Raw genomic sequence first — 14,037 nt, 5'->3', positions numbered from 1 at the left:
TTGTTAATGTTGAGTATTAAATCAAAAAAAGGGAATTACTTCATCCCCTTCATCATTTGCATCATTTTTCGGCCTCCGCCACCCTGCATCATCTTCATCATTTTGCCCATCTGGTTGAATTGCTTGATCAACTGATTTACCTCCTGAACAGAAGTTCCTGAACCTTTCGCGATTCTTTTCTTTCTACTCGCGTTAATGATCTTCGGCTCACTTCTTTCGTCCGGGGTCATCGAATGGATTATGGCTTCAATTCCCTTAAAGGCATCATCATCAATATCTACATCCTTCAGCATCTTTCCTGCACCAGGTATCATTCCCATAAGATCTTTCATAGACCCCATCTTTTTGATCTGCTGAAGCTGAGTCAGGAAATCATCAAAACCGAATTTATTTTTGGCGATCTTTTTCTGAAGCTTTCGTGCTTCTTCTTCATCATACTGCTCTTGGGCACGTTCCACAAGGGAAACAACATCCCCCATTCCCAGGATCCTGTCGGCCATACGGGAAGGATAAAAGATGTCAATCGCATCCATTTTCTCACCGGTACCGATGAATTTTATTGGTTTATTAACTACAGATTTAATAGAAATTGCCGCTCCACCACGAGTATCACCATCCAGTTTTGTAAGGATTACTCCATCAAAATCCAGACGATCATTAAATGCCTTGGCTGTGTTCACCGCATCCTGACCGGTCATCGAATCAACCACAAATAATGTTTCATTAGGCTCTATCGCCTGATGAATATTCGAGATCTCGGTCATCATCGCCTCATCTACAGCAAGTCGCCCAGCGGTATCGATGATCACTACATTATGGCCATTTTCTTTAGCGTGAGCAATAGCATTTTTGGAAATAGCTACAGGGTCCTGATTTCCTTCTTCAGAATACACCTCTACACCAACCTGCTCTCCAACAACATGAAGCTGATTTATCGCCGCAGGACGGTATACATCACAGGCAACAAGAAGAGGTTTTTTTGATTTTTTGTTTTTAAGGAAATTAGCAAGTTTTCCGGAGAAAGTAGTTTTACCACTACCCTGAAGACCAGACATCAGGATCACTGAAGGATCTCCGGAAAGGTCGATACCTTCCGCTTCTCCACCCATCAATTCGGTAAGCTCGTCTTTTACCAGCTTCACCATCATCTGCCCCGGCTTCAATGCCGTAAGAACATTCTGGCCAAGCGCTTTTTCTTTTACCGTACTGGTAAATTCTTTAGCAATTTTATAGTTAACATCGGCATCTACAAGTGCACGCCTAACCTCTTTAAGGGTTTCAGCTACATTAACTTCGGTGATCTGGCCATGCCCTTTTAATACGTGTAAGGCATTATCTAACTTATCGCTTAAATTATCAAACATATTCTTTCCTGTGATTTTAATCTGTCGCTGCCAGGCAGCGAGTTGCAAATTTAATGATTTGAAGCTGAAGTGAAAAAGTTTATTTCAAAATGCTGTCTAATAAAACACTCACTCCCGGGATATTTTCAATCTTTCCTGTAATGAAGGAGACTTATATGATAAATATCATTTTTTAGGTTTCACAAATACTTCATCTTGCCTGCTTAAAATTTTTGCAATGAAAGACCAATCTCCTCATACATTTCATATTCCTGTAATGGGAATTGCCTATACCATAGACACTCCAATTAAAGTAGCAGGTTTCGGCATTAACTCAGCCCTATCTATTGTTGAAGACAATCTCATTGAGGTTATGAGAAGAGTCTACTACAAACAGAACAACGAGACTTATGTTCCTATCACTACTCGCGAAAAAGATTACAGGGCGAAAAGAATTACCGATTACCTGAACCTCATAAATAAAAATGTAAAGAAGCGCCTGGAAGAACTACGAGACTCTTCTTTTGAGGCTGGCTCAGATCTGGTGAAATACTTCGAAATGTTACCTGATGGAAGTTCCCTGAAGAAAAAATTCCTTCAATTTAAGACTACAGAACTGCCAGAAAAGAAAAAGTTGATAGAAAGAGAGCTAAGAAAAGAAGTAAAGGCCGGGTCTATAGAAGTAAATATAATGACAAAGGTAGACAGAGAGGTCTCAGATAAAAATGGAAGCCCCATTCCTGATCACTCCGATGCTTTAACCGCCCTTAAAGGCTACGCCAAAAGCGATCTTGAAAATTCCACAGTCATATTCTCTGCAGGCATGAATCCCAGGTTATTTAATTATCTGGGGAGCTTCAGGGAATTCGATGCTCATGCGCTAGGAGAGTTCAGGAAGAAGATCGCCATTAAGGTCAGTGATTTCCGATCTGCTTTAATTCAGGGAAAATATCTCGCAAAGAAAGGCATTTGGGTAAGCGAATTCAGAATAGAATCTGGCCTGAACTGCGGAGGTCATGCTTTCGCTACTCAGGGAGCACTGATGGGCCCTATTCTGGAAGAGTTTAAAAACAGGAAAAACGAACTGCAGGAAAGCCTGTTCGAAATCTATAATAAATCCGTCTCGGCTCTGGGCCTTAATGAATTCAAAAAGCCTCATCCCATAAAGATCACAGCACAGGGAGGAATCGGCACTTATGAAGAAGATCAGTTTCTGCAGAAATATTACCAGGTTGACAGTACCGGATGGGGTACTCCTTTTTTACTTTGCCCGGAAGCAACCACTGTAGAGGATGACACTTTAAAGGTTCTTCAGAAATCAAAAGATAAAGATGTGGTTCTGAGTGAGAGCAGTCCGTTAGGCGTAAGTTTTAATTATCTAAAAGGGACAAGCGCTGAAAAAGAGAGGTTAAAAAGAATAGCTCAGGAGAGTCCGGGTAGCAGCTGTCCTGAAAAATATCTGGTTTCAAATACCGAATTCACAAAAAAACCTATTTGTACTGCTTCAAAAAAATATCAGACTTTAAAACTCGAACAATTGAAAGCTTCACAGTTACCCGAAGCAGATTATGAAAAACGTAAAAGTGAAGTTCTGGCGAAAGAATGTCTTTGTGTTGGCCTTAGCAATTCAGCCGTAATACAATACAAAGAGAAATTCGTTAAAAATCTAAAAGAGGTAACTATTTGCCCCGGCCCTAATATTGCCAATTTTACAAAGAAGGTCAGTCTGCAGGAAATAATAGGTCATATTTACGGCTGGAAGAATATCATGGACCGAAAAGACCGGCCTAATATGTTTGCCAAAGAATTGCAGCTATATGTGGATTATATTAAAAAACAGGTATTACAACATATTTCTCCTGATCCGAAAGCTGTCAAAACATATGAAAGATTTTGTGATAATCTTCTAGAAGGGATTAAATACTACAGGGGTCTCCTGGCAGAGAATTATCTCTCCAATTCAGAACAATTCCGAAATATACTTTTGGATTCTGAGGGAGAAATCTCCCAGTTAAAAAAGCAATTAATTTAAAAAAGTTCTTTCCCTTATCTGGCATATTCTATACAGATAAGGGGAAGTTTACATCCTTTCAGGAACCTCAATTCCAAGGAGCTTAAATCCTGATTTTATAATATTCGCTACTAGTCTGGATAACTGAACCCTAAAAACTTTTTCATCTTCATCTTCAATTCCCAGAATTGGAACATTCTGGTAAAATGAGTTGAAAGATTTTACCAGTTCATATATATAATTTGCAATCAGGGCCGGAGACAGATTTTCCGCTGCCAGTCCAACGGTTTCAGGAAATAACTGCACCTGTTTGATCAGTTCCTTCTCTTTTTCATGGAATTGAAATTCCTTAGGCAATTCTGCAGATGTATCAAATTCAGCCTTTCTTAAGATAGACTGGATACGTGCATAGGTGTACTGAATAAACGGTCCTGTATTCCCCTGAAAATCTACCGATTCTTCAGGATTGAAGAGGATTCTCTTTCGGGGATCTACTTTAAGTATATAATATTTAAGAGCACCAAGCCCTATAATGCGATATAATTCCTCTTTTTCAGATTCCGTATAGCCATCCAGTTTTCCTAGTTCCTCGGAAATATCTTTCGCGGTAGCCGCCATTTCTTTAATCAGATCATCGGCATCTACAACGGTCCCTTCCCTACTTTTCATTTTTCCGGATGGAAGATCCACCATTCCATAGCTCAGATGGTAAAGGGAATCAGCCCAGTCATACCCCAGTTTTTTCAGAATAAGGAACAGCACCTTGAAGTGATAATCCTGTTCATTCCCAACCGTATAAACCATCTGGTTGATATCAAAATCCTTAAAGCGCTGAATGGCAGTGCCGATATCCTGCGTCATGTAAACAGCGGTACCATCACTTCTAAGAACGATCTTTTCATCGAGCCCTTCATCACTAAGATCTATCCATACACTGCCGTCTTCCTTTTTAAAGAAAACCCCATCCTCAAGACCTTTTTTCACATTATCTTTTCCTAAAAGATACGTCTGGCTCTCATAGTAATTCTTGTCGAAATCTACGCCCAGGGCATCGTAAGTCTTATCGAAGCCATCATAAACCCACTGGTTCATAGTCTCCCAAAGCTTTACCACTTCAGGGTCGTTGGCCTCCCATTTTCTAAGCATATCCTGAGCCTCAACAAAAATAGGGGCTCCCGCTTTTGCTTCATCCTCAGATTTCCCTTCTTCCTGAAGTTGTGCTATTTCCTTTTTATATTCCTGATCGAATTTTACGTAATAGTTGCCGACCAGCTTATCTCCTTTTAAGCCCGCAGATTCCGGAGTTTCTCCATTTCCGAATTTTTGCCAGGCCACCATGGATTTACAGATATGTATACCACGATCGTTGATCACCTGAACTTTATAAACCTTGTTGCCCGCAGCTTTAAGTATTTCAGAAACCGAATACCCCAGGAGGTTATTTCTAATATGACCTAAATGCAGGGGTTTGTTAGTATTTGGCGAAGAATACTCCACCATGATCCCGCTTGCATCGCTCTGTGGCAAAAGAATACCGAAATCTTTTCTATCCTTTACCTCATTGAAGAAATTGATATAATACTTATCACTTATAACGATATTCAGAAAACCCTGTATCACATTAAACCCGGCTACCTCTTCTACTTCATCTTCAAGATATTTACCAATATTTTCAGCTAATTGGGCTGGATTTGTCTTAACCTGCTTGAGCATAGGGAAGACCACCAAAGTTATATCACCTTCAAAATCCTTACGCGTAGGCTGAAATTCGATATTTTCAGGTTCTACCTCGTAATTTTTTCTGACGGCTTCTTTGACCTTTGATGCAAGAATTTGTTCAATATTCATTTTCCTATGCTTTTTAGGGTATTTCTTGTTATTAAGTGCGCAAAGATAAAAAGAAATGAAGTTTCAGGAGTCAGGCTTTGTGCTCAAATCCTTATATTTAAAAAAAAAGAAATGCTACTGAATATTTCCTACAACCGGCCGGCCATTTCAGAAAAAATAAATAAAGAGGTTGGAAAGCCTTTCACACTTTTTGAAAGGGTGAAACTCAAGGGTACCGGCTCGCCAAAATTACAGATCACTTCGGCAAGTATTGATATCTATAATCTTCTAATCCTGGATAATAATGCCAATGTTTGTAATGTTGAGATGAGGAATAACGGAATTGTAGTGATGTTCAGATCATTACTGGAAACCTATGCCCTGGTAATCCCCTATTTCAAGCTGAACCTCTATAAGGGAAGAGCAGAAGAATACAGCATTCATAAAGATCACTACTTCATCAAAGTAAAAGCTGATAAACCGGGTATCCATAAATTCTTCAGAAAGATCATTGATTATAGGTCAGATAACGCACCGACGCAAATTGAAGATCTTTAAACTGTTTGTTTAAAGAATTATCTCTTTCTAAAAGCCAGGCCTCCTACTAAAGAAAGGATCCCAAAAATGATCATAGCGTAAGACTGGGTATTGTCTCCATGTGCTTCAACCTGTAATGGTCCTGCATCTATAGAAAATTCAGGTGTTAAAAGATCATACAGCCCATACCCTACAAGTCCAATCCCAATGATTAGAAGAACGAATTTCAGCACGTTATTCATTTAATAAAGTTTTATTAATCTGAAGTGAAAGTAATAATTAAATTTCTAATTTGAAGTTCAAATCCTTCAAATGCGCATATTACTTACCGGTGCCAATGGTTATATTGGAATGAGACTTCTGCCACAATTACTTGAGCAGGGGCATGAAGTTGTTTGCGCTGTTAGAAACAGGAACAGGTTTACCTCTATTGACGAGCTAAAGGAAAAAGTAGAGATTGTTGAACTGGATTTTCTTAAAGATTCAACGACACCTGAAAAGATCAGGAATATTGATATCGCTTATTACCTGATACACTCCATGACCGGTTCCACCAAAGAATTTGATAAGCAGGAAGCTGAAGCTGCCGAGAATTTCAACAAAATGATGGCTGAAACTTCTGTAAATCAGGTTATTTATCTCAGTGGAATTATCAATGAAGAAAACCTTTCCAAGCATTTAGAGTCAAGAAAAGCAGTTGAAGAGATCCTGTACAAAGGTAATTTTAACCTTACAGTTTTAAGAGCTGCTATAATTGTAGGTTCAGGAAGTTCTTCTTTTGAGATCATTAGGGACCTATGTGAAAAACTGCCGGTTATGGTCACCCCGAAATGGGTAAAAACAAAATCTCAACCAATTGCAGTTAGAAATATTATTCAATATCTCACCGGAGTGATTTGCAGGGAGGAATGTTATAATGAATCCTTTGATGTTGGAGGTCCCGATATTTTAACCTATCAGGAAATGATGGAACAATATGCCGAGGTCCGTGGATTAAAGCTCTGGATCATAGGTGTACCTTTTTTGTCGCCAAAACTAAGTTCTTACTGGCTATACTTTGTCACTTCAACATCCTACAGGCTTGCCCAGAATCTGGTAGACAGTATGTCGGTAGAAGTAATCACGAAAGATACCAGACTTCAGGAAATGTTGAACATCCAGCCTATTCATTATAAGGAAGCTATCAAACTGGCCTTCTATAAGATCGAACAAAATGAAGTGATCTCCAGCTGGAAGGATTCCCTAAGCAGCGGAAGGTTTAAAAAGGAGCTGAACAAATACATTCAGATTCCAAAATATGGATGTTTGCAGGATAAAAAGTCCATAGAAATCGAAGATCCTGAAGAAGGTCTGGACAGGATCTGGGCTATTGGAGGGAATACCGGCTGGTATTATGGAAACTGGCTCTGGAGAGTGAGAGGCTATCTGGACAAACTGGTAGGAGGCGTTGGCCTGAGGCGCGGAAGAACCCATCCCAATAAGATCAATGCCGGGGATTCGCTTGATTTCTGGAGAGTCCTGATGGCAGACAGAGAGGAGAAAAGGCTTTTATTATTTGCCGAAATGAAAGTTCCCGGCGAAGCCTGGCTGGAATTCAAAATTGATGAAAATAATGTGCTTCATCAAAACGCGACTTTTAGACCAAAAGGTTTACTTGGACGGGCTTACTGGTATTCTATGTATCCTTTCCATTATTTCATTTTTGAAGGTATGATCAACAGAATTGCGAAGGGCATTAAAAAAGATTAGTTTTATAAGATCAGAACTACTCCTTTGAAGCCAGCTTTCAATACTTTAATTAAGAACAAGGTTTTTTCGATCTCCGCGATCATCCTGCTTCTTAGTTCTATTCTCATATTTTTATTTACTGCTGAATTCTATAACAGCATAGAAGAGATCTCCCTTCTGGTAAGAGAATATTTTGGAACCCTTTACTTATGGCTGGGATTAGGCTGTGTACTTTTTCTATTGATCATTGCATTATCCAAATTCGGACGAATTCGATTAGGAAATACTCCTCCTGAATTTGACCGATGGTCCTGGATAGCCATGCTATATTCTGCAGGAATGGGTGCGGGTATACTTTTAAGAGCGGTTCAGGAACCGGTTTACATGCTATTGAATCCCCCCATACAAACCGGTGAATCTGCCGAAATTATTTCTCTGGAATATACCTTCTATCAATGGGGATTTACGGCCTGGGCATTCTACGCGCTTTTCGCACTGGTGATAGGTTATTCAATTTTTGTTGAAAAAGCAGATGTTAGATTGAGTTCAGGCTTTTCAGCTTTTAAAAAGAATCGTTTTTTCAGCTCTTCTGTAGACGTATTAACCATTCTTACTACAGTAATAGGCCTTGTAGCAGCCATTGGTCTTGGAACCACACAAATTGAAGGAGGCTTAAGTCATATGGAATCAAGAAAACCAGGATCCTTACTACAAAATATGGGGCTGGTTTTTCTTATTTGCTCTCTCGCATTTATGTCAGCCTGGGCCGGAGTGCATAAAGGAATCAAACGAATCTCCAACTGGAACATCTATATCGCACTGATCCTGATGATCTTTGTCTTCTTGACCGGGGACGTTTCTGGCATCCTGAGTAACTTCTTTAATTCATTATATCACTATATCATAGATTTTATTCCACTCAGTCTTGCAACTGGAAAATTCGATCCAGGGGTTAAATTTTTAACTGACTGGACTTATTATTACTGGGCCTTCTGGCTGGCATGGGCTCCGTTTACCGGGATTTTCATTGCACGAATCTCCAAAGGTCGTAGCTTAAGGGAAATGATACTGGGCGTATTACTTATTCCGTCTATTGGAAGCTTTTTCTGGTTCAGCGTCTTTGGAACTTCAGCTTTTGAGCTTATTGAAACCTGGAATAGCTATAATGGAGAATTCGGAAATGTGTTTACCTCTATGTTCGTATTTTTCGAATCCTACCCTCTTTCAATTTTCACGAGTTTTACAGTTATAATACTGTTGGTGAGTTTTCTTGTGACTTCAGTAGATTCAGCGATCTTCGTACTGAGTATGTTCACAGATAACGGGAGACAGGAACCTCAAAAAAAATACCGCCTGGCATGGGCGGTACTTATTTTTATCTTTTGTGAAGCCATAATTGTGCTTGGCCAGGTAAAACCAGATTCAAATGTATTAACTGCGATGCAGAAATTCCTTATTATCACCTCTCTTCCATTCGCATTCTTAAGCCTGATAATAATACTGCTCTTCAGCCTTAAGCTTATTAGAAAACTCCATTAGGCCTTTGGCAGGAATACCTCGGCCATCATGCATCTGGCACTTCCTCCACCACAGGTTTCTATGGTCTGAATCTCAGAACTAAGAATCTCACAATGTTGTTCTATTCTTCTTATCTGGTCATCGGTCAGGCTTCGGTGTGCCCGGGCGCTCATCACGAGATATTTCTTTCCAGCCATTCCCTGTACCTGCAGCATATTTCCGGCAAACTCATGCATCTGTTCTTCGGTAATGGAAATTATCTCCTTTCCATCCTGCTTCAAATGCTTAACAACATTCTTTTGTTCCTTCTTATCATCAATAGTATCAAGACAAATCACGGCAAACTCCTCACCCAGGCACATCATCACATTTGTATGATAAATTGGCAAACGTTTATCTTCAACTTTCTGATAAGCATTAAAAATAACCGGAGTGTATTCAAAATCCTCACAGAATTCTATCAGCAGATCTTCGTCTGCTCTAGGGGAAATAGCACAATATGCCTTCTGGTTCACTCGATCCAGGATAAGACTGCCTGTACCTTCCAGGAAAATATCATCTTCTTCAGCCGATGTATAATCAACGATATCTGTTATTTTAAATCCTGCCTCTTCCAGCCTGGCAAAATATTCCAAACGGCGCTCTTTCCTTCTGTTTTCAGCAAACATTGGATACAAAGCTATTTTCCCGTCCTGATGGAAAGAGACCCAGTTATTAGGAAAAATTGAATCGGGAGTATTGTCTTCCAGAACATCATCCACTACGATCACATTCACTCCTACAGACTTAAGTTTATCAACAAACTCATCAAATTCTTTCGCAGCCAGCGAATTAATATCATCACCTTCCAGCTCTTTCTGAAAATAATTGTTCACCGCAGTCTCTTCATTCATTCTGAACGCCACGGGTCTAACCATCAATATTGTATCTGTAATTTGCTTCATTTTCTTCCTTTTAATCTCTTATTAAGGGTAAAGTTGAACATCTCAACAAACCTTCCTGCTTGGAAATTTCTGCATAAGGAACCTCTTCCACCGTAATTCCCTGTTCTCTTAACCAGGCATTCAGTCTCGTAAAATTCTTTTCTGAAATTACCACATCTTCAGAAATAGAAAAAATATTTGAATTCATATCATACATTTCATCACGTGTAATATGATATACATTATCCTTTCCGAAAAAATTAACAAGCCATTCGTATTCCTCTTCTATAAGGAAGCCGTCCTTATAGATGATCGCCTTATCCTTCCCAACAGGCTGAAAACAGCAATCCAGATGGAGGGCATTGTCTTTAGCTATGGTGTTGGATTTTTTAAGACTGAAAGAAACCACTTTCTTCTCCGGAAATATATTCTGAAGGGCCTCTACTGCCTGAATATTAGTTCTAGCTGTTATAAAATCTTTATAATCCTTTCCCTTGTATGTTCCCACAAAAATGTAATCACCCATTGGCATCACATCCCCGCCTTCTATATGAGCCTCTTCAGGAAGCGTAATGATCTTGTCCGGATCAATTTGCTCTAAAACCTCACGGATAGCCTCAATTTCTTGATCCCGGTCCGGCAGAATATTGGATTTAATAAACTTATCTTCGATCACGAAAGCTATATCCCGGGTAAAGATCTGGTTATAATCTTCAATTACCTCTGGCCTGAATACCTTTACGTTATACTTCTTCAACACTTCTGCAACCGCCTCAATCTCCGCTCTCATATCCTCTTCCCTCGGATAGGTACCCCCCTTAATATGTTCTATAGACTTGGGATCATAAGCCTCTTCCAGTCCAGGAACAGGACCGTTACTTTCAGCGGTTCCCAGCACCACAGCCCTTAATCTGGAAGTCTCATTGTTGATATGCAATTTCATTGCTTAAAAATTATTTCGCAAATATAGAAAAAGCTTCATACGAGGATGAAGCTTTTTCTTTAGTTAATTTTGAAGGAAATCCAGAAATTTATCTACTCCCTAACGGTTTAAAATCCCTAAGGTTCTCACCAATATATATTTGACGTGGACGACCAATTGGTTCTTTTCTGAGCCTCATTTCTCTCCACTGAGCTATCCATCCCGGAAGTCTACCTAATGCGAACATTACAGTAAACATCTCAACCGGAATCCCCAGTGCACGGTAAATGATACCAGAATAGAAGTCCACGTTAGGATAAAGCTTTCTTTTTACAAAGTAATCGTCTTCCAATGCTTCTTTTTCGAGACCTTTTGCAATATCCAGTACAGGATCTTCCACTCCCAGTTGTCCGAGTACTTCATCAGCTGATTTTTTGATGATCTTCGCCCTTGGGTCAAAATTCTTATATACACGGTGACCGAAGCCCATCAAACGGAACGGATCTTCCTTATCTTTGGCTTTCTGCATAAATTTATGAGTATCACCACCATCTTCCTTAATTCTTTCCAGCATTTCGATCACCGCCTGGTTAGCTCCACCGTGAAGTGGTCCCCATAGCGCTGAGATACCTGCAGAAATTGAAGCAAATAAACCAGCATGTGAAGATCCTACCATTCTTACCGTGGAAGTTGAACAGTTCTGTTCATGATCTGCATGAAGAATCAGGAGTTTATCCAATGCATCTATAACAGCCTTATCTACACTATAGGATTTGTTTGGTTTTTCAAACATCATTTTATGAAGATTCTCTACATACCCTAAATCTTCATCCCCATAATTTAAAGGAAGACTGTTCTTCTTTCTTAACGTCCAAGCCGCAAGAACCGGGAATTTACCAAGGATCTTTACGATGGCCTTATACATTTCCTCTTCTGAAGAAACATCTACCGAGGAAGGGTTAAATGCTATCAAAGCACTTGTAAGTGAAGAAAGAACACCCATTGGATGGGCTGATTTTGGGAATCCATCCAGTATCTTCTTCATCTCCTCATCTACGTGAGACTGCTCCTTAATGTCTTTAGTGAACTTTTCAAGCTGCTCTTTAATAGGAAGCTCTCCAAAGATCAAAAGATATGCTACTTCCAGAAAATCTGCTTTTTCAGCAAGATCTTCTATAGCATAGCCTCTGTATCTTAGAACACCTTTTTCTCCGTCTAAAAATGTGATAGCACTCTCACAGCTTCCAGTATTCTTATATCCGGGATCTAGCGTTATAAGCCCTGCCTCTCCACGCAGTTTTTTAATATCAATCCCAATTTCTTGCTCGGTTCCCTCTGTAACTGGAAACTCATATTTCTTTCCGTTAAATTCGAGTGTTGCTGTTTTAGACATATTATATTTTCTTCTGTTTTGGATTAATTTTATAGGTATCGCTAAATTACGAAATTTGCTGTTAAAAAAATTTCATGTACAGTAACGAAATTTCAGAAATAGCCGCATTTTTTTCCGTTTTTATGAATCCCAACTTTGATTAAACAAAAAAACAAGGGAGTTTTAATAATAAAGGTTTGAATATGTCAAAAATCTCCTAAAACCATTTAGATTAGCTTATGAAAGACAAGGGGAAAAGCCCTTTTTTTTGCATACTTAATCGGGTTGATCTAACCCATACAGTTCCTTATAATACTGATCGACAGATTTCTCCCAGGTAAATCTTTGTTTTTTGGCATTAGCGCATATTTTTTTCCAGGTTTTATGATCGGTAAAGAACAGATCTACCACTTCGCCAAATACCTTAGTGAAATCCACCTCCTTCTCCTCAATAGTTTTACCATCAAAGCTAAAACCGGTCTTCATATGAATAACCGTATCCTTTAATCCTCCGGTGTTATGTACCAGACAGGGCTGACCATTCCTCATTGCCAGCATCTGGCTTATTCCGCAGGGCTCAAACTGACTTGGCATCAGGTAAAGATCAGACTCCTGGTAAAGCATATCGATAATGCTTTCAGACTGGGCATTAATAAAAATAAGGTTCTTATACCTGTAGCTGGCTTCTCGGAATATGATTTCATATTCGGGCGCACCGGTTCCAAGGAGAATATATACCCCATTTACCTCTGCCAGTTTCTCCATCAGATTTGGTAAGAGTTCCGGATTATGCTTAAAAAAATAGAATTTCTGCTCTGTCAACCTGGCAACACTGGAGCAGATGAAATCAGGCTTATTTTCCTGAAACCTGGTAAGCTTCTCACCGGTATGCGCAAGATAATGGGCTTTATAATCTTTTTTCTCCTCCTGAAGCCACCTGAACAATCTTCTTATACACTGACGGAAGAGAATTCCTTTTTCAACCGTATTGACATTGGCATAATTGGCTCCATTCAGGATTCCGAATAGTCGCTTTTCCTTATTGGCAGTTTTAAGATCATCTTCCAGTCCTTCCCCACCAATAAAATGTGGTGGATCACTCGGCTTCTGAATATCTTCTTTATAGGAAGGAGAGACGGTATGTACGGCATCGGCAAGTCGTATCCCCACAGCCATAAGATTGATGCAATCAGGATATCTGTGATCATACAACTTCTCCCTGTCATATTCCACATCAGGGAAGAATGCCCGGAGGGAAGAATAATTATTTTCAAATGGTCGTATTCCCTGAATAGCCAGATTGTGGATAGAATAGACGAAACGTATATCTTTCAACGCCTCAAACCTTGGGTGAAATTCTCTGAGGAATAACATCATACTGGTGTGCCAGTCATGTAGGTGGATAATATCAATCTTTTCAAAGATATTCTCCCTGACCGAAGCTGCCACTGCCGTACAAAAAAGCGAAAAAACGTTCGCATCTGTAAAAAAGGGCTGATCTGGATCATTGAAATAGATATGCGCAATATCTCCGGCCTTAATATCCGGATGATGAATCACATAATGGCTGATGCCTTCTATTTCTTTTTTCCCTGGTACTTCATAAACCTCAGCCGTTTGAGGCGTTCCACGAAAGACAAAATGAACATCTGCAATTTTATTTCCCGATGCATGTAACCTGGAATAAGAAGGCGTGATCACCGAAACACGATCACCTTTAGCGGCAATCTGTCTGGGGACATCGCGTACCACATCACCCATACCCCCGGCTTTGCAACGGGGGATAGCATCATTTTCGGCAGCAACAAATAGAAAGTTAGTTTTCAAAAAGTAAAGGTTGGTTGTTATCAGGAATT

11 protein-coding genes are annotated in these 14,037 nt (G+C 39.7%); 4 read left to right on the top strand and 7 right to left on the bottom strand.

The features are described 5' to 3' along the window. Positions 1-35: 35 nt before the first annotated feature. Positions 36-1,364, bottom strand: a complete 1,329-nt coding sequence (ffh, locus tag LU635_RS00940; RefSeq protein WP_240095358.1) for a signal recognition particle protein — start codon at positions 1,362-1,364, stop codon at positions 36-38. A 217-nt stretch (positions 1,365-1,581) separates the two neighbouring features. Between ffh and LU635_RS00935 the strand changes: the two genes are divergently transcribed. After that, positions 1,582-3,375 (top strand): hypothetical protein, encoded by a 1,794-nt coding sequence (locus tag LU635_RS00935; protein ID WP_240095306.1) that lies wholly within the window; start codon positions 1,582-1,584, stop codon positions 3,373-3,375. 48 nt (positions 3,376-3,423) lie between these two features. On the opposite strand, the gene argS is transcribed toward LU635_RS00935, so the two are convergent. Continuing rightward, positions 3,424-5,202: an arginine--tRNA ligase gene (gene argS, locus LU635_RS00930; RefSeq protein ID WP_240095305.1), complete on the bottom strand. Its 1,779-nt coding sequence runs from the start codon at positions 5,200-5,202 to the stop codon at positions 3,424-3,426. 111 nt (positions 5,203-5,313) lie between these two features. Here argS and LU635_RS00925 point away from each other — a divergent pair, with 111 nt between their 5' ends. Continuing rightward, complete coding sequence (locus tag LU635_RS00925) at positions 5,314-5,739, top strand: hypothetical protein (RefSeq protein WP_240095304.1); 426 nt, start codon at positions 5,314-5,316, stop codon at positions 5,737-5,739. 17 nt (positions 5,740-5,756) lie between these two features. Here the strand turns inward: LU635_RS00925 and LU635_RS00920 are convergent, their stop codons facing one another. Then, positions 5,757-5,960 carry a hypothetical protein gene (locus LU635_RS00920; RefSeq protein ID WP_240095303.1) on the bottom strand — a complete coding sequence of 68 codons (204 nt, stop codon included), beginning with the start codon at positions 5,958-5,960 and terminating at the stop codon, positions 5,757-5,759. 70 nt (positions 5,961-6,030) lie between these two features. Between LU635_RS00920 and LU635_RS00915 the strand changes: the two genes are divergently transcribed. Continuing rightward, positions 6,031-7,467 carry an SDR family oxidoreductase gene (locus tag LU635_RS00915; RefSeq protein ID WP_240095302.1) on the top strand — a complete coding sequence of 479 codons (1,437 nt, stop codon included), beginning with the start codon at positions 6,031-6,033 and terminating at the stop codon, positions 7,465-7,467. A 24-nt stretch (positions 7,468-7,491) separates the two neighbouring features. Then, positions 7,492-8,985 (top strand): BCCT family transporter, encoded by a 1,494-nt coding sequence (locus tag LU635_RS00910; RefSeq protein WP_240095301.1) that lies wholly within the window; start codon positions 7,492-7,494, stop codon positions 8,983-8,985. On the opposite strand, the gene ctlX is transcribed toward LU635_RS00910, so the two are convergent. The 4 genes from ctlX to LU635_RS00890 all read right to left on the bottom strand — a co-directional run bounded on the left by ctlX (position 8,982) and on the right by LU635_RS00890 (position 14,008). Continuing rightward, entirely contained in the window at positions 8,982-9,908 is a 927-nt protein-coding gene (gene ctlX, locus LU635_RS00905) for a citrulline utilization hydrolase CtlX (RefSeq protein ID WP_240095300.1), read from the bottom strand. The genes LU635_RS00910 and ctlX overlap by 4 nt on opposite strands. 10 nt (positions 9,909-9,918) lie before the next feature. Beyond that, positions 9,919-10,830 (bottom strand): dimethylarginine dimethylaminohydrolase family protein, encoded by a 912-nt coding sequence (locus LU635_RS00900; protein WP_240095299.1) that lies wholly within the window; start codon positions 10,828-10,830, stop codon positions 9,919-9,921. 88 nt (positions 10,831-10,918) lie between these two features. After that, positions 10,919-12,202 (bottom strand): citrate synthase, encoded by a 1,284-nt coding sequence (locus tag LU635_RS00895; protein ID WP_240095298.1) that lies wholly within the window; start codon positions 12,200-12,202, stop codon positions 10,919-10,921. Positions 12,203-12,457: 255 nt separating this feature from the next. Beyond that, a complete protein-coding gene (locus tag LU635_RS00890; protein WP_240095297.1) occupies positions 12,458-14,008 on the bottom strand; it encodes a glycogen synthase in 1,551 nt (516 codons plus the stop codon). Positions 14,009-14,037: the final 29 nt, after the last annotated feature.

Origin of the sequence: Christiangramia crocea (assembly GCF_022410465.1) — a bacterium.
In the GTDB taxonomy this organism is placed as follows: domain Bacteria; phylum Bacteroidota; class Bacteroidia; order Flavobacteriales; family Flavobacteriaceae; genus Christiangramia; species Christiangramia crocea.
This window is presented reverse-complemented; position numbering and strand designations above follow the sequence as displayed.

Excerpts from the sequence above, each read along its gene's own strand:
- LU635_RS00920 (WP_240095303.1), bottom strand. The coding sequence starts at position 5,960 with ATGAATAACGTGCTGAAATTCGTTCTTCTAATCATTGGGATTGGACTT.
- LU635_RS00925 (WP_240095304.1), top strand. The coding sequence starts at position 5,314 with ATGCTACTGAATATTTCCTACAACCGGCCGGCCATTTCAGAAAAAATA.
- ffh (WP_240095358.1), bottom strand. The coding sequence starts at position 1,364 with ATGTTTGATAATTTAAGCGATAAGTTAGATAATGCCTTACACGTATTA.
- LU635_RS00900 (WP_240095299.1), bottom strand. The coding sequence starts at position 10,830 with ATGAAATTGCATATCAACAATGAGACTTCCAGATTAAGGGCTGTGGTG.
- ctlX (WP_240095300.1), bottom strand. The coding sequence starts at position 9,908 with ATGAAGCAAATTACAGATACAATATTGATGGTTAGACCCGTGGCGTTC.
- LU635_RS00935 (WP_240095306.1), top strand. The coding sequence starts at position 1,582 with ATGAAAGACCAATCTCCTCATACATTTCATATTCCTGTAATGGGAATT.
- LU635_RS00915 (WP_240095302.1), top strand. The coding sequence starts at position 6,031 with ATGCGCATATTACTTACCGGTGCCAATGGTTATATTGGAATGAGACTT.
- LU635_RS00895 (WP_240095298.1), bottom strand. The coding sequence starts at position 12,202 with ATGTCTAAAACAGCAACACTCGAATTTAACGGAAAGAAATATGAGTTT.
- argS (WP_240095305.1), bottom strand. The coding sequence starts at position 5,202 with ATGAATATTGAACAAATTCTTGCATCAAAGGTCAAAGAAGCCGTCAGA.